The organism is Sporomusa rhizae, from assembly GCF_041428845.1.
Lineage (GTDB): Bacteria > Bacillota > Negativicutes > Sporomusales > Sporomusaceae > Sporomusa > Sporomusa rhizae.
This window is the reverse complement of sequence record NZ_CP156925.1, coordinates 1,086,297-1,112,712: the sequence shown is the minus strand read 5'-3', so window position 1 is coordinate 1,112,712 and position 26,416 is coordinate 1,086,297. Positions and strand designations below refer to the sequence as shown.

Annotated in this window: 18 protein-coding genes; 8 read left to right on the top strand and 10 right to left on the bottom strand. The window is 44.7% G+C overall.

What is annotated here, in order from left to right; translation table 11 throughout:
* Positions 1 to 100: 100 nt before the first annotated feature.
* Positions 101 to 2,161, top strand: a complete 2,061-nt coding sequence (locus tag SRRS_RS05085; RefSeq protein WP_371366809.1) for a TonB-dependent receptor — start codon at positions 101 to 103, stop codon at positions 2,159 to 2,161.
* Between the two features lie 321 nt (positions 2,162 to 2,482).
* On the opposite strand, the gene SRRS_RS05080 is transcribed toward SRRS_RS05085, so the two are convergent.
* Positions 2,483 to 3,607 carry an FmdE family protein gene (locus SRRS_RS05080; protein ID WP_371366807.1) on the bottom strand — a complete coding sequence of 375 codons (1,125 nt, stop codon included), beginning with the start codon at positions 3,605 to 3,607 and terminating at the stop codon, positions 2,483 to 2,485.
* A 543-nt stretch (positions 3,608 to 4,150) separates the two neighbouring features.
* Here SRRS_RS05080 and SRRS_RS05075 point away from each other — a divergent pair.
* The 7 genes from SRRS_RS05075 to SRRS_RS05045 are packed head-to-tail and all read left to right on the top strand — an operon-like array spanning position 4,151 to position 11,238.
* On the top strand, positions 4,151 to 5,125 hold the full coding sequence (locus tag SRRS_RS05075; protein ID WP_371366805.1) for an ABC transporter permease: 975 nt from the start codon (positions 4,151 to 4,153) through the stop codon (positions 5,123 to 5,125).
* Positions 5,126 to 5,141: 16 nt separating this feature from the next.
* Positions 5,142 to 5,984: an ABC transporter permease gene (locus SRRS_RS05070; RefSeq protein ID WP_371366803.1), complete on the top strand. Its 843-nt coding sequence runs from the start codon at positions 5,142 to 5,144 to the stop codon at positions 5,982 to 5,984.
* Positions 5,974 to 6,915, top strand: coding sequence for an ABC transporter ATP-binding protein (locus SRRS_RS05065; RefSeq protein WP_371366802.1), 942 nt, complete (start codon positions 5,974 to 5,976; stop codon positions 6,913 to 6,915). The genes SRRS_RS05070 and SRRS_RS05065 overlap by 11 nt, the downstream gene beginning before the upstream one ends.
* Positions 6,908 to 7,684 (top strand): ABC transporter ATP-binding protein, encoded by a 777-nt coding sequence (locus tag SRRS_RS05060; RefSeq protein WP_371366800.1) that lies wholly within the window; start codon positions 6,908 to 6,910, stop codon positions 7,682 to 7,684. The genes SRRS_RS05065 and SRRS_RS05060 overlap by 8 nt, the downstream gene beginning before the upstream one ends.
* On the top strand, positions 7,681 to 9,285 hold the full coding sequence (locus SRRS_RS05055) for an ABC transporter substrate-binding protein (protein ID WP_371366799.1): 1,605 nt from the start codon (positions 7,681 to 7,683) through the stop codon (positions 9,283 to 9,285). Before SRRS_RS05060 ends, SRRS_RS05055 begins: the two co-directional genes overlap by 4 nt.
* 20 nt (positions 9,286 to 9,305) lie before the next feature.
* Complete coding sequence (locus SRRS_RS05050) at positions 9,306 to 10,388, top strand: TonB-dependent receptor plug domain-containing protein (RefSeq protein WP_371366797.1); 1,083 nt, start codon at positions 9,306 to 9,308, stop codon at positions 10,386 to 10,388.
* Positions 10,315 to 11,238 (top strand): TonB-dependent receptor domain-containing protein, encoded by a 924-nt coding sequence (locus tag SRRS_RS05045; RefSeq protein ID WP_371366795.1) that lies wholly within the window; start codon positions 10,315 to 10,317, stop codon positions 11,236 to 11,238. Before SRRS_RS05050 ends, SRRS_RS05045 begins: the two co-directional genes overlap by 74 nt.
* Before the next feature lie 495 nt (positions 11,239 to 11,733).
* Here the strand turns inward: SRRS_RS05045 and SRRS_RS05040 are convergent, their stop codons facing one another.
* The 9 genes from SRRS_RS05040 to SRRS_RS05000 form a co-directional block, all read right to left on the bottom strand.
* Positions 11,734 to 12,171, bottom strand: a complete 438-nt coding sequence (locus SRRS_RS05040; RefSeq protein WP_371366793.1) for a hypothetical protein — start codon at positions 12,169 to 12,171, stop codon at positions 11,734 to 11,736.
* 204 nt (positions 12,172 to 12,375) lie between these two features.
* The gene (locus tag SRRS_RS05035; RefSeq protein ID WP_371366791.1) at positions 12,376 to 14,202 is read right to left on the bottom strand and encodes a YcaO-like family protein; all 1,827 of its coding nucleotides are present in this window, start codon (positions 14,200 to 14,202) and stop codon (positions 12,376 to 12,378) included.
* 344 nt (positions 14,203 to 14,546) lie between these two features.
* Positions 14,547 to 15,290 carry an ABC transporter permease gene (locus tag SRRS_RS05030; RefSeq protein WP_371366789.1) on the bottom strand — a complete coding sequence of 248 codons (744 nt, stop codon included), beginning with the start codon at positions 15,288 to 15,290 and terminating at the stop codon, positions 14,547 to 14,549.
* Positions 15,290 to 16,129, bottom strand: coding sequence for an ABC transporter ATP-binding protein (locus SRRS_RS05025; RefSeq protein ID WP_371366787.1), 840 nt, complete (start codon positions 16,127 to 16,129; stop codon positions 15,290 to 15,292). The genes SRRS_RS05030 and SRRS_RS05025 overlap by 1 nt, the downstream gene beginning before the upstream one ends.
* Before the next feature lie 14 nt (positions 16,130 to 16,143).
* Positions 16,144 to 17,232 carry an ATP-binding protein gene (locus SRRS_RS05020; protein WP_371366785.1) on the bottom strand — a complete coding sequence of 363 codons (1,089 nt, stop codon included), beginning with the start codon at positions 17,230 to 17,232 and terminating at the stop codon, positions 16,144 to 16,146.
* 31 nt (positions 17,233 to 17,263) lie between these two features.
* Positions 17,264 to 19,276 (bottom strand): putative cobaltochelatase, encoded by a 2,013-nt coding sequence (locus tag SRRS_RS05015; RefSeq protein WP_371366783.1) that lies wholly within the window; start codon positions 19,274 to 19,276, stop codon positions 17,264 to 17,266.
* A 90-nt stretch (positions 19,277 to 19,366) separates the two neighbouring features.
* The gene (locus SRRS_RS05010; RefSeq protein ID WP_371366781.1) at positions 19,367 to 21,544 is read right to left on the bottom strand and encodes a TonB-dependent receptor; all 2,178 of its coding nucleotides are present in this window, start codon (positions 21,542 to 21,544) and stop codon (positions 19,367 to 19,369) included.
* 45 nt (positions 21,545 to 21,589) lie between these two features.
* Positions 21,590 to 25,447: a cobaltochelatase subunit CobN gene (cobN, locus tag SRRS_RS05005; RefSeq protein ID WP_371366779.1), complete on the bottom strand. Its 3,858-nt coding sequence runs from the start codon at positions 25,445 to 25,447 to the stop codon at positions 21,590 to 21,592.
* A 297-nt stretch (positions 25,448 to 25,744) separates the two neighbouring features.
* Positions 25,745 to 26,206: a tetratricopeptide repeat protein gene (locus SRRS_RS05000; RefSeq protein ID WP_371369717.1), complete on the bottom strand. Its 462-nt coding sequence runs from the start codon at positions 26,204 to 26,206 to the stop codon at positions 25,745 to 25,747.
* Positions 26,207 to 26,416 lie beyond the last annotated feature (210 nt).

Genomic DNA, 26,416 nt, shown 5'->3' with positions numbered 1-26,416 from the left:
ATGTATGCCGGAGAGCGGATGATTGTGGTCAATTTTTTTATATGAAAGCAGGTGAAAACAGCAACTACCTATCAGTTAACTTACGAAAGGAGAGCATGATTTGTATAAACATAGTAAGAATCGTACAGCCCTGTCATTGGCAGTGGTATCCTGGCTTTGCTTTTCGTGCCAGCTTCCAAGCTTGGCCGCTCCGGAGGAAGCACCCGAATACAACCTGGAAACCGTCATTGTTACAGGTAAAAGTATAAATGACAATAATGAAACCCAAAAAAAAGTTTCAATTAACGTCAAAGATAAAATTGACGCCGGACAAATTGCCAGTGTCACCGACCTGTTGCGGGATGTGGCCGGTTTTACTGTCAAAACTGACCCTCAGGCCGGAACACAAGTGACCATGCGCGGGGTCAGCAATGATCGCTTCTTGGTGGCAATTAACGGCAATATCCTGGAAAACCAGGGTGGTTTAATGCGCGGCCGCGGCTTAGAATGGGATATGATCCCCATTAATAATGTTAAAAAAATTGAAATCATCCGTGGTGCCAGTTCTGCCGTGTATGGCGGCACCTGGGGCGGTGTTGTCAATATTGTGACTATGCAGGAGCCCGGTGAATTTAAAACCGATATTAAAACAAGCTATGGCAGTAACAATACCAAAAAGTATTCACTAACCAACCAAGGGACAACGGAAAACGGTAAGTTTTCCTGGACAATTAATGCCAACAAACGCGAATCTGACGGTTTTTACCGCAACAACTGGAACGATAGCAAGGACTTCAACCTCAATCTGGCTTACAAACTGCCGGAAGACAAAAAGCTTACCTTTGCCTGGACACATATGAACCGCAAGGAAGGTTCGATCACCGGTAACTATCTTGGTTCTACTAATGGGTATGACCCCGATTACCCGACAATTCCGGACGCACCTTCTTTTGGCAAGCCACCTTCTGCTTGGATTGACGGCAGTTACCGCTTCTGGCGCGGCAACAACTATTCCTTGAACTATAACACGGATTCTTCCAAGCTAAATCTATTTAAGAACGATCAATTCCGCGACGAGTGGGTCCGTACTAAGCTCCAGCCTACTCTGGCCAAAAGTTGGGAATCCAACTTAGATACTCAAGGTATCAACTGGCAGCGAACCGTAAAGTATGACAAGCATAAACTGACTTATGGCATTCAGTACCATGACATGGATTATGATCTTGTCAGCTCACAATCAGACTTACAAACTAGCTTGTCCAGTGTATTTTTGCAGGACAACTGGCAATGCCGGGATAACCTTGTTATCGGACTGGGAGCCAGGTATGACCGGCATAATCTGGATATGACAGTTTCGGATCCAACTCTCAAGCAAAAACCCCGCAATGATACAACCTCTCAACTTAGCCCCAAACTTAGTGTTACTTACAATGTAAACGCCAAAGAGGCTTTCTTCTCCAGTATCAGTTCCGTTTTCCGTCCGCCTACCGCCTCTGACTACTATCGTTGGAGCGGCAACTATTTTGACTGGGCTCCCGGCAGCAATCCCCGGCTGGGCGCGGCGGCACTGGGCTTTAAAAACCAGACTGAATGGCAACAAGCTATGGGAGTACTGGAACCAGAACACGGTATGTCCTACGAGCTTGGCTGGAAAAAACGGTTTAACGACAGACTCAACTGGCAGATAACTGGCTACCTAAATGACATTGATGATTATATAAATACCTACAATCCGCCTGGAAGCAAAGGCTACCCGCCGACCTATAATATTAAGAATGCTAAAATTAAGGGTTTAGAGGTATCTGCCGATTATGCGTTAAGTAATACCATTACCCTGGTTTCAGCCTTCACCAATCAAATTGGTTCCAAAAGCGGCGACAATATGGATCCGGGCGGAACGACTTTAAGCAATATCCCCCGCAATACATTAAATGTCGGAATACGCTACAATAATAAACAAGGCTTCAGCGCTGCGCTGGATACCCGCTATACCAGCGAGCGCCACGCCAGCGGTACAGTCCTGGGCGGCTATACAACGACCGATTTAGCCTTTGCCCTACAAAAAAAAGATTCAGCCATAACTTTGGCCATTAATAATATCTTCGATAAAAAATATGAAGAAACCTCCGGCTACGAAATGCCAGGTACTACTTACAGCATAGCCTGGCAAAAAAGCTTATAAGAAAAGAACTCGCAATTAATGCGAGCCTAATCCCTTCATACTATTTTTTTCTGAATGAACGCAGGTAAGTTGAAATACTGATGCCGATCAGGCCAACCAGGGAGATGGCTAACAGTAATTCTTCCATACGCAACCGCTCCTATTAACGTAATATGTTTGTTCTATTATATGTAACTTTTCGAGGAGGGTGACAACAGGTTGGTTAAATAATACGGAAAGGAGAAACAATACATATAAACATTTACAGTTTTGCTTGAAAAGAAGCCTAAATGAAAGGGCCTGAACATTAATTTCGTTCAGACCCTTTTGCTTTAAACCATTTTATTTAATTAACCCAAGTTTCTCCAATACATTGGTTCCCAGCGCTGCATAACTTTCCGGCTTTTCCCCTGGTGCCAGTGCAAAGTTTTTAATTATATTTACAAAAACCTCCGGTTTGTCATAGTAATCCAGGAGGAATAGATCCATTTTTAGTTTACTTTCCCACGGAAAACCCTTGCTATTGTCAATGCCACTGATTGCATTTGCTTGAGAAAAATCAAATGACAGTACTAAACCATCACCAGTCTGAGTTTTGCTGTTCCAGCGAATATATATGCCTGCCAGATTTTGGGCTTCAGGAATCAGTCTCTCTTTCCCATTATTGTCAAGCGGCAATATCGCCATGCCCGATTTGCCCGGAGTTGTATTCAGCAAGGTCTGAAGAGCATCTTCCTTGCACCAGACCGGTGTGGAAATAATGTAATATTTCTCGTCAGCCGATCTAAGCGGCAGCTGCTTGTCCAAATAATTGGCAATAAGATAACCGCTGTTAACACCAGGACACAGATGATCATGATACAGCGCCGCTTTAACAAAATCATAAGGCGCACCGGCAGCAGCCACATTGGCTAAAGTAACCAGAGCAAATTCTTTGCCGTTAAACACTTTGGCCTTTACTTGATCATTCCAAGCCGTTGGATTAGCCAAGATAGTTTTTGCATCAATATTGGCGGCCGATATTTTGCTAAACAACCGGTCAGTGGCAATAAGTCCAACCGGTTTTCCATTACCTAGATTAGCAGGCACAGCTTGGCTGTTTACCTCACAATACACGCTGTTGCCGGTATCCTTGTCAAATACCAGGAACCACAGCGGATTCTCCCTCGAACTATGAGCTTCCAGCAGATTGGCTTTGCCAATAGTTGCACCGGTAGCTTGCGAAAGTCCGTCAATGCAGCCTTCCGTTGATGAACCTTGAACAACAGCATAGCCGGCATTTGTAAGCACAATAACCTCAGCCGGTTTACTCCCCATCAACCGCCAGGCTTCGACCGTGCCCTGTTTTGCAACATCACGCCAAAAGCCATAATTAGTTGTATTGCCTGCGGCGAAAGTTGCTCCAGGTTGTCCCACAACTCCCAATATTACCAACAAACATAAAGTCACCCGGAAAAACGAATTCATTTTACTACACCTCACTCCAGTTAATAGCAAAACAAGACCTACCCTCCCCCTCCTTTCCATAGACATCCGGGCACCATTGCGACAAACTCGGCTACCTCTCAGCTGTTAATCGTTCAGATATTTCCCGGGAAATGACACTAACCGACAACAGACCGGTGCACCCATACCGCCAAATAAAAAAGGCATGCGCAAACAGGGAACTTCAGTTCCTTATTGGCTTCATACCTTATGTCACAAATAATATACGTCTTTTAAGAAGCAACCCTAGTTAGAGTTTTCACAACTCCTCTATTATTATTTTACCGCATTCTTGATTTTTTGTAAACATATTCCTTATTGGGATTAAATTCACATGTAATGTATTGACATAGTTTTACATAAAAGTGTATGATTAACACAGATGCGAGAATCATGAAGATTCTAAAAATAAGGTATGAAACCTAGGACTTTCCTATGGGTTCATACCTTTTTTATTTTTCTACGGAAAGTATAGCCTTCGCCAAGACCCGGTGTCAGCCCGATTTACTTTATTGGTGGTGTGTCATGCATAACAATAGCTTATTCCAAAGAGTATTTCAGCTATTTCTTACTTTGTTCGTCGTTCTAAGTATTAATTTTGCTCTCCCCCGCTTAATGCCGGGAGATCCGGTCATTACATTACTAGGACAGGATGTGACTGTAGTAACAAATTCTAATTTGGCTGAACTAAGAAGCAAGTATGGCCTTGATAAATCTCTGGGCTATCAGTATGCGGCTTACTGGCAAAACTTGTTCCAGGGCGAGCTTGGCTACTCGTCTCACTACCGTCAGCCTGTAACCGAAACCATCAAAGACCATTTAAGCTGGACGCTGGCTTTATTAATGCCCGTGATTGCATTTTCCACGTTATTGGCCACTATTCTTGGTACTTTTGCCGGTTGGAAAGCAGGTTCAAAACTTGACTACACCTTAACCTTAGGCTCACTTCTTACATACTCCTTGCCACAATTTCTCATCGGCATGCTGCTGCTCAAAGTATTTGCCTTTGAACTGCGGCTGTTCCCGTTAGGCGGTCTGGGTTCAGGCAGCAGTGATTCCGCCTTAACTAATTTCCTGGATACAGTTTGGCACTTAACTTTGCCGGTACTGGCCTTAACCATTTCGGCCACGGCGCCTAAATTGCTGGTCATGCGCAACAGCGCTGCGAAAGAGCAGCAGCAAGACTATATTACCTATGCAACCGCCAAGGGGTTATCAACCTGCCGGATTTTATCTGTCCATCTGCTGCGTAATGCCTGCCTGCCTTTACTCAGTTTACTCGCTTTGAATATTGGGTTTATTGTATCCGGAGCGCTAGTTGTAGAAATTGTGTTTTCGATCAGCGGCATGGGTACGCTCATTTATGAAGCAGCCATTTACCGCGATTACCCGCTGCTGCAAGGTTGTTTTTTAATTCTAACAGTGTTTGTAGTCTGTATTAATACACTGGCTGACTTTCTCTATCGGATTATTGACCCGCGAATTACTAACCCACTCTAAAATACGGAGGCTTTTCATGTTTCGATCCCGTCTATCGCTGCCAATGTACTGCGGCCTGTCGCTGCTTATGATATTAATACTGCTGGCGTTGTTAGCACCAATGTTAGCCCCTTATTCACCGTCTGAACGGTTTACACCTTTTGCCTTACCTTCAGCAGCACATCGTTTAGGCTGTGATGATATCGGGCATGACATTTTGAGCCAGCTTATCTTTGCCAGCCGTGTCTCCCTGCTTGTCGGACTTACCGCAGCAGTAGCTTCGGCCGGGTTAGGTACAGCTATCGGTGTTCTTTCGGGTTATTGCCAGGGGTACACTGCTCTTTTTTTCAATAGCATCATACACATTGTCTTACTTATTCCGGCACTGCCGCTAATGCTTACATTGGCCGCCTATGTTGGACCAAGTCTTGGCAATATTATCGCCATTATCGGCTTGTTGGGCTGGTGTTCCACCGCCAGAGTAGTTCAAGCCAGAGTACTGCAGCTTAAAAGTATGCCGTATGTCGAAGCCTTACGTAGTCTGGGCATTCCTGAACATCAAATAATTGTAAAACATATTATTCCTAATGTCTATGAAGTCATTGCCGCCAAATTTATTCTCGCAGTGGCATATGCCATGCTGACTGAATCAGCACTTAGCTTTCTCGGCCTTGGCGACCCAATGACCATAAGCTGGGGTACTATCTTATACTATGCTTTTCATCGCGGCGGCTTTGTCAATGACCTATGGCACTGGTATCTGCCGCCCGGATTATGTATCGCAGCCGCTACTTTGGCCTTTACCCTGCTAGCCTTCTACCTCGAACAAAAAGCGCAACAAGCTAAGATATTAACGGAGGACTCAGCTCATGCTGCTTAATCTCGACAAATTGCAAGTTTACTTTACCGTTGGCAGGTCGGTCCTGCAGGCAGTTAATGAAGTCGATCTGTCAATTACCGAACGAACCAAAACAGCCATCATTGGCGAAACAGGTTGCGGCAAGTCAGTGTTGGCAGCTGCTATTGCCGGTATCTTACCCGATAATGCCCAAGCTTCTGGAACGATTACCTGGGAAAATACCCTACTGTCACCTAAGCTTCTGCGCACCATTCGCGGCAAAGAATTGACACTGGTGCCGCAAAACCCGCTGGGAAGCCTCAATCCGGTACTTACGGCAGGGTGTCAGGTCAGTGAAACTCTGGCCAGAATTAAGCCTGAGCTAACTTCGGCCGAGCGGTATCATAACACCCTAGAGTTGTTTGGTACTGTGGGCTTGGCTCAGCCGGGGACGGTTTATCGTGCTTATCCCCACCAGTTGTCCGGCGGTATGGCACAACGGGTATTGCTAGCTGCCACTATAGCCGGCACACCCAAGTTAGTTATCGCGGATGAACCAACAAAGGGCCTGGATATTAATACCCGCAATCAAAATGTTTTACTCATGCACCAAGTATTTGCCGCCAGTGCTCTCTTACTAATTACACACGATATTGAAGTGGCTGCCACTTGTAATTCGCTGATAGTCATGTATGCCGGCGAGCTTGTGGAAGCAGGTTCAGCCAAAGAAGTATTAAAAGATCCATTACATCCTTACACCTGTCAACTATTGCATTCCCACCCCTCACACGGTCTAACACCTATTCCCGGATTGCCGCCTGACCTTACCAGCCTGCCGGCCGGGTGCCGTTTTGCCAACCGCTGTGCACTTTACAATAAACTAAATAACTCGCAGAAGCAGCTTTGCCTCACCGAACATCCTCCTCTGAAACCACCTGGATCAACCACTGCTGTGAGGTGCTGGCATGCTTGAAGCAATCAACCTAACCAAATATTTTACCCAAGGCTTACTCAACCAGAAAACCATTTGTGCGGTAGAGAATGTCTCCTTCCAAGTGCCACCGGGAAAAACGCTGGGGATTATGGGAACCAGCGGCAGCGGCAAAACTACGGTTGCCAAATTACTAGCCGGACTTATCCGGCCTACGGCCGGCCAAATTGTATACAAAGGCACTGTTCTAAGCGAATTATCCTCAGCCCAGGCAAGACTTTTCCGGAGCAAGTTGCAAATGATTTTTCAGCATCCCAGCCTGGCGCTTGACCCCCGGCAGACAATTGTCGACGCACTCTTAGAACCATTATTCGTCCATAAGTTAATTGATTCCCGCCGTCAAGGCTTGGCTAAAATAGACAGCCTGTTACATCTTACCCAACTGTCAGCGGACATCCTGCCTAAATATCCTTGGCAAATCTCCGGTGGACAAGCCCAGCGCATAGTTATTGCCAGAGCGTTGGGGCTGGAGCCTGAGCTTCTCATTGCCGACGAGCCTACTGCCATGCTGGATGTATCTATACAAGCCCAAATACTAACCCTGCTTAACGATATTCAGCGCCAAACAGGCCTCAGTCTTATTTTAATTTCCCATGACCCTGACGTTATAAGAGCTTGCGCTGACCGCATGATTGGTATGGAAGAAGGCAAAGTGGTCATGAACGGAATTCCTGCTGCTATTCTTCCCCCATCAGACGGCTTATTTGCTTTGCGCAATACCTTGCCAACCTATAATACCGGAGGATTATGATGAGAAAAATCACTTTAGTTGCGCTATCTTTACTGCTTGCTGTTACCAGCCTGTTCACAGGCTGCGGCAGTAACAAACAACCAGTTAGCGGCAATTCCTCAAACATCCCCTCCCTAACCATCGGGACAACCATGAAGGTAGAAGGCATCAACATTGAAGATTATTATTTTGGGATACTGCGCGGCATTTTTACGCACAAAGGTCTTGTTAAACTGGATGAAAACAGTAACTTTACCGGTGATATGGCTAAATCCTGGAGTACCGCTGACGGTCAAATCTGGACATTTCTTTTGCAGGATGGTCTGACTTGGCACGACGGAACTAAGGTCACCGCTGCTGATGTGAAATTTGCTCTGGAATACAACATGAAACACAGCGTCGAATATCGAAGCCACTTTTCCTTAATAAAATCCATCAGCACTCCTGACGAAAAGACGGTTGTCATTACTTTAAGCAAACCTAATCCCCGTTTTCTTGTCAATCTGCTCGTCCTTAGAACGCTGCCACAACATATTTTTTCTGCAGTAGACAATCCGGCGACGTACAACGATCCCAAAGCCGCTATTGGCTGTGGACCGTATGTGTTTGAGAAACTGGATACTAAAGCCGGTATTATTACCTTCAGGGCCAATACGACGTATTTCCGTGGCCCACCGCCTATTCCCGAAATAAAAGTACGGCTGTTTAAAAACCCTGACGCACTCTATATGGCCCTGCAAAACGGCGAGATTGCTTTACCCTACACTTATTCGGCAGGAACCGACCCCATCTATGCCGCCAATCTGGCGAAAAACCCACAAATCAAACTTACTAACATCCCCAACCTGGGTGTCAGCAAAGCGCTGATCTTCAATGTCACTAAGCCGGTTGTCAATGACCCCCAGGTACGTACGGCCTTATCCTATGCTATTGACTATAACGAACTTGTCCGCTTGTTCGCGCCCACTAGTGGAATAGCGCCAACTGCGGGCTTAGTACCGCGTGGCACACCGGGATTTGTTGAAACCCGCCCCTTAGAGTTCAATCCTGAGCATGCAAAACGGTTATTGGAACAGGCAGGATATCACCTTACCGACAGTAATATCCGAGAAAAGAACGGACAACCACTAACCTTCGAACTGCTCATTCGAAGTGATATCCCGGAGAACATCCGGTTAGCCGAATTGCTGCAAAAATATTTCAATAATATTGGCGCTAAACTTACCCCTAAAACAGTTGATATCACCCTATTTCAAACCATTATCGATAAGGATAGATCACATACCAGTATGCTCTCCCGCACCACTCCCTGGGGTATGATGATGTGGGCCGGAATGGGTACAGGCTATATGGATGCCCGCAATATCGGCTGGGCCATGGTGAGTGATGCCAAATTTATAGACCTTATCGACAATATGAATAGTACTCTTGAACCAGAGGCCTACAAAATACACAGTGCTGCCTTGCAGCAATATTATGCGGAAAACCTCCCGGCCATTCCTCTCTATTGGGACAGCTTCATCCAACCGCATAATGCAGCTCTGACAGGCTGGAAGATTAGCCCGATGTACGGCGTTCTTAATGAAGAAACCTGGTACAACCTAAAAAATAGTACCAGGTAAATGAGAGGAGATAAATTATTATGAAGAAAAAACGACACAAGCTAACCCTTATGACCGCACTTGCCGGCATGCTACTGACCAATTCGGCAGCATTGGCCGCCCCAGCCGAAGACTCTCAGCAATTTGAATTAGACACAGTTGTTGTCACGGCTACCAAAACTGAGAAAAAGATCAAGGATGTTCCGGCTAGCGTATCGGTAATAACTGCTAACGATTTAGCCAAAGCAAACATTCAAACCCTTGACCAGGCGCTGCATTACGTCCCTGGCATGTATGTAAAAGAATCGGAAGGAATGATGGGAACAAAGATTTCGCTGCGCGGCATGTCACAAAGCCAAGTACTTGTGCTCATGGATGGAATACCCTTAAATAATGGTTATTCCGGCGGCGTAAACTGGAGCAATATTCCTATCGAAATCATAGATAGAGTAGAGATTACCAAAGGCTCATTTTCCTCCCTGTATGGTACAAATGCTATGGGGGGTGTTATTAATATTATTACGAAAACCGATGCAAAAAACCAGACGATCGCCAAGGGCGGGGTTGGTGGTAATGGCACAACCACTAGCTCCTTCTTCACCAGCGGACAAAGCGATAATAACAAATTTCATTATGTTATAACTTATGACAAGCGGGATGTTGATGGTTATGTAAATCAGCCTGAACAATTGCCCGGAGGACTCCGTTATGGAAAATTTACCACCAAGAATGAAAACACCGGTATAAAATTAATATATGATTTCAGTGAGGGCGAACGCCTATCCTTATTGCGGACAGAAAGCGATTACACATATGGCTATTACGAAGGCGGCAAGGATAAAGGCCAGCGCAAATTGGAACTCACAGGAATTAATTACGAAAAAAAGTTAGATGATACCAAAGAACTCAAAGTGCATCTGGGAGAACAAAACTATAAAAATTACTGGCAAATCGCCAATGGCGTTGGCCCCAATCCCAATCCTGTCAAAACCAAAGAAGCAGATGTTAGTTTAAGCTGGGCATTTAATACTAAGAATCTGCTTACTATCGGTGTTGCCACCAAAGAAGACAAGGGGGTCGCAATACAACAGTGCTGGAAGCCTCACAGCGACTGCTATCACTAAAACTAATGCGGTTTATCTTCAGGATGAAATTACTCTAAATCCCAAAAGCACCCTCTATTTAGGTGCTCGTTATGATGAATGGAAAACCAGCGACACAGTGAAAAACGGCAAAGTCATCGCCGACAGAAGTATAAGCAATGTATCGCCAAAAGCATCCTTCCATTATAAGGCAGATAGTAAAGTAACCTTATACGCCTCAGCCGGAAAAGCTTTTAACAGCCCAACAATTATGAACATAGCCTTTGATTATGTTAACCTAGGTGCAAACTCAGAATTACAACCCGAAGAAATTACCTCCTATGAAATAGGTGCTTATTTAACTGCTAGCCCTAAAACTACAACAAAAATTGCTGTCTTTAAAAATAATGTATCAAATTTAATTTATCAAAATACCACCAAGAAACGTTGGGAACAAGCAGATGCAGAAATACTTGGTTTTGAATTAGAATTCAAACACAAATTTACTCCTGAATTGAGCGGATTTATTAACTACACATATAACGATACCGAATTTACTAAATTTACGAAAGACCCTACCTGTACCGGTAACCGCATTCCGACAGTCCCCATGGATACTCTGACCTTTGGTTGTACTTACGCAAAAGATAAATGGACGACCAATTTACTTGGACGATATATTGGTACTGCTTATGAAAATGAACAAAATACCATTGGGTTCATGAGCCATTTTGTTGCCGATGTAAAACTTAATTATGCCATGTCGAAAAACACCAGCTTGGCATTATCTATTGATAATATTTTTGATAAAAAATATAGCCAGCGTCTTGACAATTTTGATATTTATGCACCTGGACGTGTTGCCTATCTTGAACTAACTCAAAAATTCTAAATAGACTGCTGTACATAAAAACACCGACACTAACATGCCATACCACTTGATTAAAATCCATCTCTTTTGGGTAAAATCTAATTGGAGTGCGCAACTCCCTAAAGCCGGAGTCTCTGCATGAAGCAGAGCTCTGGCATTTTTATTTACGCTGTAATGAAGAAACTCCCAGACATACAGCGTTTATTAACCAAAATCAAAGTTCTAATTAAACAAAAACTCTTTTGTTTTTACTTACCAAACTTCTCCTACATCTCTGGACATTTTGCCATACGGCAGCAGTAAAGCATCAAGCCCGGCACATAAAAAATGCCGCAAACAAAAAGACCATCTGCCCTATACCAATAAAACTCATGTGAGAGCTTTGTGGGTCAAACAATGTACTCCTCCTTTCACAACAGATTGATGCTCTTTTATGCCAATAAAAAAAGTATGAACAAACAAAGGAAAATTCAAATTTAAATTTTTATCTAATCGAGAACGCTTGCGCTTCTTGCCTCATATTATGGTAATAGGAAGTCCCTTATTAATTAATGGAGGAGATTTAATGAAGCGATATAAATCAATGTCAGGTATGAATTCCTGCAAATCTATGGATTCCTGCAAATCTATGGATTCTTGTAAGGCTATGGATTCCTGCAAAGCCATGGATTCCTGCAAGGCTATGGATTCCTGCAAAGCCATGGATTCCTGCAAGGCTATGGATTCCTGCAAATCTATGTATTCCTGTAAATCTATGGATTCCTGTAAAGCCATGGATTGCTGTAAATCTATGGATTCCTGCAAATCTATGTATTCCTGTAAATCTATGGATTCCTGTAAAGCCATGGATTCCTGTAAAGCCATGGATTCCTGCAAAGCCATGGATTCCTGCAAATCTATGTATTCCTGTAAATCTATGGATTCCTGTAAAGCCATGGATTCCTGTAAAGCCATGGATTCCTGCAAATCTATGGATTCTTGTAAATCTATGGACAGTATGCAATCTGCAAAGTGCATGCATTGTTCGAAAGCAATGCATTGCATGAATTGCATGGCGTACTAGCAAAAAAAGCAAGGTAACCTTTAAACAAAAGCCCGTAGCATGTTCCAAATCTGGAACATGCTACGGGCTTTTCATATTTTCTAATTTCAATACCACTACGAAACCGTTAGCTTGGTTAATGTAGTTTGGCTAATTGGATTTGCAGTATAGCGCTCCTTTAACGCTTTATATACTTTTTCATGTGACATATACGAACATCGTTGACTGTATTTACATTGATCACATTGCCAACAGGAAAGATATCCGAAGGTATCAAAAAATTGTCCTGCACCACCAAATTCATTAATCACCCCTTGAATCATATCTGGCTGGTACATGGTACTTAGAAGGTCAATGGCCTCCTTCTCCGCTATGCTGTCGGCACGTGTCCCCAAATAATCTCTTACACATTTGTAGAAACATAATAGACCCCTGTCAAACATTTCCGGCATATACTTTGCCCGGTGCAGGAATTTGTCAAAAGTATAATAAGCGTTAGCAAAATCACCTTGACGATAATAAAGCGCTCCAACAAATAAAACATTATTGGCGTAGTACCATGGAACAGGAGCTTTAATCGCTATATTTAACCAATTTTCTACCGGAGCGCTGCCATTTTGCATTTTACCGAAGAAATCAATTACTTCATCAATTTCTTTTGCTGATAAGGCCGCTAAATTTCTAATATACCGTTTCAACTTATTGTATTGTACATATTCCTCTATTTCTTTCACATCATAGAAATGTTCGATTTCGCTCATGCCCGGCACAATAATATGAAAACTGGGAAATTCCAAAATTGAATTATCCCGAACAAAAACATGGTAGCCTAATTTTTGGACTAGCTGAACTAAATAGTCAAGTAACTGTTTATTATTATATGTTTTCAAATCAATAAACTCGGTAAATTCATAGCTGGCGGTACCTCGGAAAAATCCGGCATGATAGTACCCAGAACCATTTACCAGTATTCCGAGCAAATTTTCATGTTCTTCCTCAACGGGAATTTTGTAAGAAAACTCTTTTACGCCCATCATATTGCGAATATCCTGCCCCTGTAACAGCTCAGTCAGTGTCCGTTCAGCCGCTATCGCAAATATCGGATGGGCGCCAAATTTTACGAAATAACTCTGGTCATCCTTGTTAATAAAAATAACGCCCACTACCGGCAAACCTTTGCCAAGTGAACAATCTTTTAGAATGACAGTGAAATTTCCGCTTCTTTCAATCTCTTCAATCATAGCAAATATTTTAGGATATTGCTTCAAATATTCCAGCGGAATATCAGGCGGAGCCATTTTGTCTAACACTATTCTCATATTTACATAGCGTTCTAATACTTCTGATAAGCCTTGTACCAACGCTTCTTCCGGCGTGTTACCGGCACACATTCCATTAGACATATACATTTTGGAAACCATCTTTATCGGAATATGCGATATGCGACTAGTAGTCATATCGAAATAGGGTAAGGCGATAAAATCAGCAGGAGTTTCCTCATAGGAAACTTGCATCCACTTTTTGAGCAATTCCTTACCATCCATGTTTTGCGGGACATTGTCAAGTTGAATCTTCGACCAGTCTTCGCCGCTATTGATAAAATCCTCCATGCTAATCTGCTTCTCATCAGGAGCGTAGTAAAATCCCTGAAATTCCAGCGCCTCTTTACTCAAATCAAAATTTAACCGAAAGAACGCTTGGTTTTGTAATCTTTCCATAAGTTCGGCGTAAGCACTTGCCAAAGCATATTCATATGTTGTCCCCTTACCGTTTGTCGATATCTGTGTGTTTCTAATATTGACCGTAACTGAATAAAATCCATCAATAGAATTTTTCCAACTGGACTCAACTGTTAGAATGTCCAAATCAGCAAGAATACTTCGTATTTTATTGATAGTTTTTAACGGTAATTCATCCTTGTATTTACAGGCACTTAAGGTCATTCGTAATCACTCCATCCTTAATTTGCAACCTCAGTGCCAGTATATTCTTGAATACAAAATGTGTTACTGAAATACAAATGCACATTAATCCCTTCAAACATTTGCAGCATGATAACCCGGCTTTCCCTGACTCGTAATGGCTCCCAGGCCCTAGCCAAACGGTAAATAACATGTCTGTCTAATCAGGATGAAAAAGCCATGAAGAATTACGCGGACGCCGCCCTTATGGCGTCTGTTAATAACCTTCATGGCTACTTTTTTTGAATTATGATTTATTCTTTTAATTTAATTAAGAGAATGTAAACCATTTATTCCACATTCATGTAAAAGTTCAAAATTCCACTCTAATCACGGCAATGCGCCAAAGTCCAAATTCCAACACCTGTTAAAGCAATTGTATATGTACTCAAAATCAGCACCGGAATCCAGGAAATACTGCCGCCAGCGCCAAGTATCCTCAGCGCATATGTCGCATGTGTCAACGGCAAAATCTCAATGACCCAACGCAAAACTACCGGCAAACTGTCAATAGCAAAAAAAGTGGCACATAAAAATGACATAGGCAACAAAAAGTAAGTGCTAACGTTCCCCATATCCTCATGCGAATCAATTACCATGGCGGCAACAACACCCATCGCGGCAAACAAAGTACATACTAATGTCAGCACCAATAAGAAGCCTACATTTATTGCAATTGTAGCGCCAAAAAAATGCGCCAGAATAAAGATAACCGCGCAGGATAACAAGCCCCGCAAGGTACCTGCCAAAATCTTGCCGATTACAAAGGCTACCGAACTAACCGGAGCAATAAGATACTCCTCAAATGATTTGTGATACAGACGCATCATATTAAGCGGTGAGGCTACGGAATTAAAGCTGATATTCATGGCATTCAAAGCAATGATTCCCGGAACAATGAAGTTCAGATAATTTCCGCCATTCATCTGGATACCTCGTCCAAGCCCCCAGCCGAAAGCTACCAGATATAAAATTGGGGTTACCATCCGTGACAGGATAAACTTAAGCATACGGCGGTTTAGCACCAGCCAGTCACGCCAAAACACCGTATATATATCGTAAAAAAACATTATCCTGCCACCTTTCGCCCGGTTAACTCAACAAAGGCATCTTCCAGGTTAGATCGGCGGATAATGGTATCTACTGATAAACTGCCGGCAAAAACGCTGGCCTCACACCTATTGGCAAAGAACCGGTAATCTGTCTCGCCGGTTTCATTCCATTCAACAACAAATTCACCCAGACGCCGGCATAGTTCCACCGGGCTGTTAAGGGCAATCAACTTGCCTTTATCAAGAATGGCAACACGTTTGCAGAGATTTTCCGCTTCTTCAATATAATGAGTAGTTAACAGCACAGTAATGCCGTCCCCGTTTAACCTACGCACCAAATCCCATAATCGCCGCCGTACCTGTGGGTCTAAACCAACAGTAGGCTCATCGAGAAACAATATTTGGGGACGGTGTAAAAGCGCTCTGGCAATCATCAAGCGGCGTTTCATACCTCCGGAAAATTTCTGCACCATATCACTGCTTCTGTCGGCCAGTTCCACATACTCTAAGAGTTCATCAATGCGCTTATTGCGTTCAAGACAAGGCATATGATGCAAGCGGCCATGCAAGTCGAGATTCTCCCTGGCCGTCAAATCAATATCCAAATTAAAATGCTGCGGCACAAACCCAATAGTTTTCTTTATCTCCAAATCGTTTTCCGGCAGTTTCCAGCCGTTGATGGTAATCGTACCAGCAGTGGATTCTGTCAGCATTGTTAAAATGCGGATAGTGGTCGTCTTGCCCGCACCATTTGGCCCTAAAAGGCCAAACGTTTCTCCCTGTTCAATAGTAAGGCTGAGTTTGTCGACTACAGTACGCTCCCCGAATTTCTTAACAAGACCGTCAATCACAATCATGTGTCCAACTCCCATCATTTATGCGCATGGGTATGCGAATTGTGATAGGAATGATCATGGTTATGCATATGTTGATGTCCCACAATTTCCTGAAGCTTCTTTTGGTCTGAACCAATTTCCTGGAACGGTTTTTTACGCATACGGTGCATAAGCGCCAGTTCAACCACTTCCGCAACATCCGAGCGCTCGACCTTATCCCGGCCATTAAGTGCCGCCAATGCTTTGGCAGCCTTAAGCATTACCAAGTCGGCGCGATGGCCGTCAACGCCCATCTGAATAGCAATATCGGCAATATTATACAGCACTTCGTCATCATAGCTGACTGAAGTCAGCAAGTTCTGGGCTGCTACCATCTTGTCCCGGAGTTTGGTTTGTTCCGCTTCCCACTGATCGGCAAACACTTCCTGGTCTTCTTCAAACGCCGTCCGGCGTTTAATAACATCAACACGCTTGGACGGATCAGTAATGCCTTCAATGGTAACACACAAGCCAAAACGGTCAAGAAGCTGCGGTCTCAACTCGCCTTCTTCCGGATTCATCGTACCAACAAGAATGAACTGAGACGGATGGGAAAAAGAAACGCCTTCCCGTTCAACAGTATTTACTCCCATAGCCGCAGCATCCAGAAGTACGTCAACAATATGATCATCCAAGAGATTGACCTCATCCACATAGAGAATCCCGCGATTAGCTTCAGCTAATACCCCAGGCTCAAATTTTTTCTCGCCATGTTTAATAGCATGTTCAATATCAAGGGTGCCGACAACCCTGTCCTCAGTTGCTGATACCGGCAAATTTACCACTTTCATAGGACGCTTGGCCCGCGGCAGTATTTCGCCGTTTACATAACGTTCATGACACTGCGGGCAATGCATTAACGGCTGATCCGGATCGCAATGGTATGGACAGTCGGCCACCACTTCAATTTCTGGCAATAGTTCAGCTAAAGCCCGCACTGCCGTTGATTTTGCCGTTCCTTTTTCGCCACGGATAAGAATGCCGGACAGACGCGGATTGATTACATTGAGCATCAATCCTTTTTTCATGCATTCCTGGCCGACAATAGCCGAAAACGGATAATTTCTTGGTTTATGATTGTGCATGCTTCATTCTCCTCTTTTCTACAACAATTATTTAAGCAAGCGCGCCGCGAACAATATCTACCAGGCTATCTACTTTCAACTGATCAATTGTATAACACTCAGCGCCTAACCGGCCTGCCAGTTCCTGCGCCTTGCCAAACGACAGCAGTCCTTTCTGCTCGGTATCCACAACAATGTATTTGATATTAAACTCTTCGCGCATACTGTCGGCTACCCGGTGGGCTTCCGCCAGCGGCTTATCTTCAGCCATGGCGACATTGGCCTTGCCGTCAGACAAAATGACAACAATAGGGCGCATATGCGGACTCCGCTTCAAGTGCTGCCTTATTACCTCCTGAGCCTTGGTAAGTCCCGCCGCTAACGGCGTTTTCCCGCCGACCGGCAGCTCAACCAAACATTTTTGTGCCATCTCCACGCTATTGGTTGGCGGCAGTAATACTTCGGCTTGATCGCCTTTAAAAGCCACCATGCCAACCCGGTCACGCTTCTGATAAGCATCCTGCAATAAAGATAATATTGCGCCCTTGGTTTCAATCATGCGCTGCTTGGCGCCCATCGAGCCACTGGCATCCACGACAAACAGCATAAAGTTGCCAATGCGTTTTTCCCTGACTTTTTCCCTGATATCACTTGTTTCTATAACCAGCGCCATGCTATTTGACTTACGACTGCGCTGGAAAGGTGCCGCTGCCCGGATAGTAGCATCAATAGCCAAATCATCCCGCTCGCGGTGGCTGGTACTCTTTACATAGCGGCCAACGCTGGAATCGGTTTTGGTGCGTGATCGCCGGCCGGAACCGCGTCTGGCCTGACGATCTTTACCCATGCTAATACGCTTGATGGCAAAAGGCTTGCCAATGGCAAAAACAACTTCGGAAGACGGATTAGTTTGACTATTATTGTCTTTATCATCCTTATCGTCCTTGTTGTCTTCCTGCTGCCCCTCCTGTTGCTGATTATCAGGCGGTGGGGGAGGCGGATTTTGCTGCTGTTCCTGCTCATCGTTCTCATTCTCAGGCGGTTCAGGCTGCTCCTGTTCCTGGTGCTCAGGTGTTTTTGACTCCTCTGGCGGCTCGCGGCGGCGGTGCGCCAGCACCAGTGGCGCAATATCCAGCACATCCTCTTCCGTTACCTCCTGATGTCCGCGCCAAGCAGCCAAGGCTACCGCCGCCCGCACCAACATAATATCTGCCCGGTGACCGGCAGCATAAGCTTCTGCACACAGTTGGCTGATCATGGAATAGCGGTCTTCAGGCAGTACTACTTCCGACAGTAGTTTGCGGGCAGTGATTACCTTTGCCCGTAAAGTATCCTGCTCTTTTTGCCAAAGCTCCCGGAAAGACGCCGGATGTGTTTCAAAAGCTTCCCGGCGCTTGATGATTTCGACCCGTGCCTCCCTGTCGGCAAGACCTGACACTTCAACGCACAGCGCAAACCGATCCAAAAGCTGCGGTCTTAAGTCTCCCTCTTCAGGATTCATTGTTCCGACAAGAATAAACTCAGCCGGGTGAATTATGCTGATACCTTCGCGTTCGACTACATTAATGCCGCTGCCGGCAGCATCTAAAAGCACATCGACAATATGATCATCCAGCAAATTGATTTCATCAATATAAATAATGCCTCTGTTGGCTTCTCCCATAAGACCTGGCATAAAAGAACGCTGCCCGGCCTTGATTGCCTGTTCAAAATCCAGACTGCCCACTACCCGGTCTTCTGTTGCCGATACCGGAATGTCAATAATCGGTACCGGCATGGTGAAGGTGGGAAACTCCCCTGCCAAGCTGCGGCACTCGCCGCAAGCTTGGCTTTTATCCTCCGGGTCACAGTGATACGGACAGCCGGCAACCGCCTGCATATCTGGCAGCATTTCTGCCAAACCTCTGACAGCAGTCGATTTTGCCGTTCCTTTTTCTCCGCGAATCAATATCCCCCCAAGCTGGGGATTAACAGCATGTAATAGCAGCCCCAGCTGCAATTCCTCCTGACCGGTCAAAGCCGCAAAGGGATAAATAACGCGGCGCTGTTTACTATGTTTTTGCACATTATCGCCTCAACTTTATTGCCGGTACAGTAAGTTCCGGCCGTTGTGTTTCTTAAAGCCGCTGTTAGGAAATATTACATCTTTTGAGATTTAGAACTTATGTGAAACTTGAATGCTGTATGTTCTGCCTGGAGCTACATAGTAATCGAAATATTGGCGGTCAAACAGGTTATCTACCCCAAGAGTCACACTGTTATTTTTATCCCACTGATATTGCACATTGGCATTTACAATAAAATAAGGATCATATGACTGAGGAACGTCATTTACAACATCCGTATTATCATCTTTACCGTATCGCTTACTGACATAGCTGCCGAATACATTGCCAGACACTTTGTCCTTTTTATAATCAAATCCAAAGTTAACTATTTGTTTTGGTATCCCTGTAACTTGCTTGCCTTCACTTGCTAAATTAACAGAATTTTTACTGATGATAGCATTTTGCCAAGTATAGTTAAAAAATCCGGACCACTCTGTATTAAACTTATGACTAAGTTCCAACTCCACACCATTAGTCGTCCCCTCGCCAGCATTTTCATACCGCTGCGGAGTTAATGTCACTCCATTTTGAACAATTGGCAACAATGTCTTTTTGTACACCATGTTATCAATTTTATTATGGAAATATGAAATATTAGCAGTAGTGTTTTCGCTAAGCTGTTTACGCCACCCCAGTTCTGCCGTCGTAACAGTTTCGGCTTTAAGATCTGGATTAGCCATATATAAAGTACCCGTCGTACCATCACTATTGATTGACGTCCAGGTACGGTACATATTATACATATCAGGAGGATTAAACGACTTACCTGCTGATACATATATTTGTGACGAATCATTTTGCTTATATAATAAGGCTACTTTTGGACTAAACGCGGAGTCACTACGGTCATTGCCATTGTTTATTTCGTCCTGATTTTTCCATGAGTCATAGCGTCCCCCTATAGTTAAACTGAATTTATCGTTAATCTTGTGCTCGTTTTGTACAAATAGGCCTACAGTCTGTGCTCGCCCCTCTGCTTCCGACTTTAGCGTTAACTTACTTGTCTTGTTGTTCCAATTTTTAAGATTAGTTTCCATGTTGTGAATCCAATCATTACGATAATTAATACCAACTACCATACGATTTTTTTCATTTAACTGCAATTCTTTTTGCAAATCCATATTCCATCTGCGGTTAGGCGTTTCACTAATAGACGGAATCGAGGTGGAACTGGTAGGTGGAGTGATATACCAATTACTTGCCATATCGGTTAGACCTAAATTAAATACAATCCCGTTTTCCTTATCTTTGTACCCTAATGAATAAACATTAGTTTCTTTGCCACCCGGCCCGGATAAAAATGAATAAGCTAAACCATTGGTATAGGGTGTCCCATCACTTTTTACAAGATAGTTATGCCCTTGACCATATCCATATTCACTTTTATCATGTTGAATGCCAAATGTTAAACTGCGCTTATCGTCAAAATTATAAACAAACTTAGCATGAACGTTGTCTTGCTCCCAAGTGTTGTTCCCCTTGTCGCCGATAATGTAGGTTTTTGCCCCAGTAATATAATCAGCCGTATCTCTATATCCGGTAACATTGCTGGATTTATTTTTAGAAGTTGTTAATGAAGAGGCATATCCGTCTGAGGTTTTTCGCTCGTAGCCTAAACGATAGCTAAACTTGTCACTTAACTTATCGCCAACTTCCAACTGCTGAGTCCAAGTATTATAGCTTTCATATTTTAATGATATCCGCGCATCGCTTTTCCGCGGATTTTTTGTAATTATATTAATAACACCCCCCATTGCCTGAGCACCATAAAGCGCTGAGTTAGAGCCTTTTACTACTTCGATACGTTCAATACTTTGCATGGGAATAGCCGCCCAGTTAACTGAACCAGCGTAAGCCTGATTCAGAGGCTGGCCATCCAGTAAAACGAGAGTCCGGCCCGAACCACTAAATCCTCGCAAACTAATAGATGCTGTAGTATCTGTAATGCCTTTCGATCGCTTATCAAACACCCCGCCTGCCATCCGCAGTGCCTGGTCAATTGTTTGCACATTCATCTTTTCAATATCTTTGGCGGTAATGACAGTAACGCTTGCCGGCACATCTTTAACCGATTGCTCTACTTTGGTTGCCGTAACAACAACAGTATCCATGTCATATACCGGTGTTTCTTCAGCTTGTGCCACATTTAACATGGCGCTTGAACCCAAAACCAATGCCATAACAATAGATCTTTTCAAGAACTCGTTTCTTTTTTTACTATTCATGAATTCTCCCATCCATTTTTACAAATTTATTGAATTGTGCCATTCCTATTTATACAGCTTGGCTTTCCAAGCCGGAACATCTTCAGCGGTCAGGATATCAATGCTGCTGCCCTGGTACTCGCCGTCCACATCGCCCATACGTTCTTCCATCCAGCCTTCAATCTCCATATAGGTCTCTTTAAGTTCATCAAGCACATCCTTGTCGGCTTGCCACAAGCCCCGTTCGGCAGCTTCCAGCAAGCGGCGGTTGATCTCCTCCATCGCCCAGGGATTATTCTCCTCAAACCATTCTCGCATCTCCTGGTCAAGCACATAGGTTTTGGCCAAGTCGTCAAATACCCAGTCGGCCACCTCACCGGTTGTCGCTTCCCAGCCATAGACATGGGCAATACGTTTAGCCATATCGCCTGCCCCTTTATAGCCATGGCGTTTCATCCCGTCAATCCAGTCCGGATTAAGAATCTTAACCCGGATGATATTATTGATTTCCTCCGCCAGCGTGGTCACGCCCGGACGTTCCGGGTCTCGGGTATCACCAAAATAGGTCTTGACCTTGCTCCGGCTCTCACTACGTGCCGCAGCCGTTAAGCCGCCGTAATAGGAGAAGTGGCAGCAGCAGCCAAAGATATCGTACTCATCTGTTGCCGCTTTGTTATAGGTCAAATCAACCGTAGCCAACTGACGTTTAAACTGCTCGCCAGCCGCTTGGCCGCCACGGTTCTTGCCGTAGGCATAACCGCTCCAGTGAATGAATATGTCAGCAAGGTCTTTTTCTGTTTTCCACGCTGAAGCATGAACAGCCAGGCTGACACCAGCGCCATAGGTATTCGGTCTGCTGCCGAAAATCCGCGCTGTAGCCTGTTCCCAGGATTCAGGAGTATTTTCCCCGGCTACTGCCAGTTGTTCTAAAGCGTGTTTCCTTATGTAATTTCTTTCACAAGATTCATTAAGCGTGGCCACCGCCCGGATAGCTTCATCCAAATACTCAATAATGCCCGGGAAGCAGTCGCGCGTCACTCCGCCAATACGCAGCGTCACATCAATCCGCGGCCGCCCCAGCTCTTCCAGGGACAAAATACGGAACCCCTTGACCCTGCCCCCGGCAATCCATTTGGGCTCTACACCTAAGAGCGCCAGAATTTGCGCCACCTGCTCGCCATCTGTCCACATACAGTCGGTAGCAAACAGCACCATGCCGCAATTTTCCGGAATCCGTCCGGTATCTTCCTTATGTTTGGCAATTAACGCTTCGGCCAGTTTTTGCCCAACCTTCCATGCCGCCTTGGTCGGAATACGTTCAGGATCGGCGCTGTAGAAATTACGGCCTGTCGGTAAAATATCGGCTCTTCCTCGGGTTATTAATCCTGATGGCCCGGCTGGCAGGTAACCGCCGTTAAAACCGTGCAACAGGCTGTCAATCTCCTTTGAGGCCGCGAGACCGGTGGCAATGTTCTTGACCTTGTCCAACCAGAAGCCGAGTTCTTCCACCTTGGCCAAATCTTTTAAACTCTTACCCATTACCTGTTTGGCTAAGACCTTAAGGTCTGTTCCCGCAGCACATTCGATAAATTTTCGCACAAACTCTTTTACCTGGTTATTGGCATCATCGAGTACCAAACCGTAATGCTTGACAAAATCTGTATTCCAAGTTTGCGGATTGTCCTTTACTTCGTCATAATCTAACCCCATAAGCTCCACCACTAACCGGGTCAGCGTTCCCTTCTCACCGGTATCATGCTTTAAGACGGCCTGAATAAAGCTAATCCCGCGCTCGTCTTGAGGAATATCACCAAAAACATGCAGTCCGTCCTGATGCATCCGGTTTTTCAGCTTGGTAATCAAACCATGAAGTTTCTCTGCCACCACTTCAAACGCTCCGTGATTATAGCCGATATCCTCCATCAGCTTAGCCTCTACCGCTTTTTCCATAATCAAATGTTCCAGCTCATGGCTGCGGGTCGGGTCGGTATGCCTGGCCTGGATGTATTGATCAAGGCAGTGCTCTAATTCCTCAATATTGCCATAAGTGGCTGCTTCCACCATAACTGTCTGCATATGCCCGACTAAGGCTGCATAGCTGCGGCGTTTGGCAATCGTGCCTTCCGGCGGGTTATCTGTGTTATAGATATATAAATGTGGAATTGTACCTAGAGTAATTTCCGGAAAGCAGTTTTCCGACAATCCTACCGATTTTCCCGGCAAAAATTCAAGATTGCCATGTGTCCCGACATGCACCAGTACATCAGCTCCCCACATATCCTCCAAATAACGGTATGTAGCAACATACTGGTGCGTAGGCGGACATTCCGGATCATGCAGAATTTTACAAACCTGGCCGTCGCAACGCGCTCCGGCACACCCCCGTTTAGGCTGACAGCAAATGACGACATTGCCATATTCCACGCCGGTTATTAAAATTTTGCTATCATAAACCATGGCAGCAGGCACGCCGTCCTTTTCTTCGCCGGGCGGGTTCCCCCAGGTCTCAATCATCGACTGCTGCGCCCTAGCCGGAAAAGTATCAAACCAGCGCCGGTACTCGTCTGCTGTTAAATACTTGATTATGCCGCCTTTTTGCACAATCTCCTCGATTGGTGTCCAGCGGAAATCCGAAATAGCTTTTGCGCCCATAATGCGGTCAATCAGTTCTTTACCTGATACAGGCAGATTTTCAATACTGTACCCGGCTTCTTGCATGGCTGCCATAATACGAGCGACACTCTCCAGCGAATCCAGATTGGCCGCACCACCGACTGCCAGTTCTACACCATGACACGGACTATTATGTAAAATAAAAGCCACCTTGCAGTCTGCCGGCTTTTTCCGCCGGAGTTCAATCCATTTGCTTACCCGCCGGCATAAATACCGTACTCTCCCGGCAATCGGACGGTAGTTTTCCAACGAGCCGCCAATCCCCGGATCCAGAGTCCTGTCCAAACAACCGATTACAATAGGCTCAATAACACCGTTCATCTCCGGCATGGAAACCGACATTACCAGTGACGCTCCGCCGATACCTTGCGAATCGGCCCTCCACTCTGCCTCGGTTTTCCCGTAAGTAAACAGCGCCTTGATAATCGGCACATCCAGTTGTTTTAAGAGTTCTTCCCCGGCCGGTTTGGCTATCCGCTCGGTCTCACCCTGCTTAACCAGCAAAAACGACTGTACGTTAATTAAACAATCAATGATAGGGGTATTGTCTTGGGAAAAATATTTTTCAATGACATAAGCATTATCGCGCGAGCCTGTTTCTATATCATGGCGGCCTGTACTAAAGACCGGGATGGCATTTAGCCCAAGCCCATCAAGCTCGCTGACAATAGCATCTATACTCTCAGTATTAAAATTCACCCACAAATGGCGGTAAAATAAAATGCCTACCGTTGGTCTGCCCGGACGCCAGCCTGGACAATTACCCATAAAATCGGCGGCTCCCTCATATAGGCGTTCATTTCCTGGGTAATAGATCCCCTGCCAGGAAATTTCTTCAGGGGGAAGAACCGTAACAGCAGCGCCCCAAACCTCTTTCATGATATACAGTAAGGCATTTTTGGCGTTTTGTTGACCGCCCATTGTCAAGTAACGTTGTACAGTCAGAGCTGTTTTCGCGCCAACAGTATTGTAGGACAGTAAACCCGGATCATAGCCAAAAGCTACTATCGGCTTTTGCACCGATATCTTACCGATATCACGAGCCATTTCCTCCCAGCTACCGTTGGTAGAAGGAAAGAGGAACAGCGTATCTGCCTCATTCTGCAGGTACTGCAAAAAACTCTCCCGAAATGTTATATCTTCCAGATCACGAATACTGCACATTCTGAGCTCCAGACCGGAAATCTCCTTGGCCGCAGCCGCCAACGGCGTCATGTAACTTGTCCACATAATTGCTCCGATTTTTATCACAACATTGCCCCCTTCAAAGTAGACTTAGTCTCAACTCCATTTTTCCGAAGCTGATTCTTAACACTGCTTACTCTTAAGACAAAAATCTTCTGGCAAATTCATAGACCGGAGCTGTTTTACTGACCATCATCGCCAGGCAGCCTGCCAGAATTTAACAGTCAGGCGAAGTTAAAAATAAAAAGCCATGAAAAATAACCCCCATTATATAACAGGATGTGTTCACCTTCATGGCTATAAATTCGCAGAGTATTATATTTTTGTATACCGGAATACTAGCGACGGCTTAAAACCATTGTCTTATACTTTGACACCCAAAGCTTTTAATAGTTTCTTAGCTAATTCTATTGCTTCCTTTTCTTCCGGTGGAATGTTGGCCAGCAACGCTTTATACGTGGTGATTGCCTCTTGGTTACGCTTTAATTTTTGGTAACACACACCTTTTACCAAATAAGCGCCCGGACGTTTCGGGTTAAGCTTAATGGCCTGATCAAAATCCCCGATAGCTGCTTCAAGCTCATTTTTATAGTAATAGCAGGCACCGCGCCGGAAATACGCCTCAGCATACTTGGAATCTAATTTGATAATTTTATCAAAATCACTCCAGGCAGCATCATAAGACTTGTCTTCATAATAGGCCAGACCACGCTCCATATAAGCTGGCACATATTCCGAACTTAGCTCAATAGCATGGTTAAAATCGGCCATTGCCAACTCCTTTTCCTGAGTATTGTGGTATGCCCGCCCTCGTTCGACATACAACGCAGGATTATTGGGACTATCACCAATAGCCCGGGTAAAATCGGCAATTATCTTTTGATCGGCGGTTGTACCGGCTGCTCTTCGGCAGCGTAAACAACGGCTACACCGGCAAGCATTAGAACAATCATTGAAAAACAAAACAACTTTTTCAAATAACTCCTCCTAAAAATAAAAAGCCAAAAAAGATCATGTCTCCATCACGAGACATGA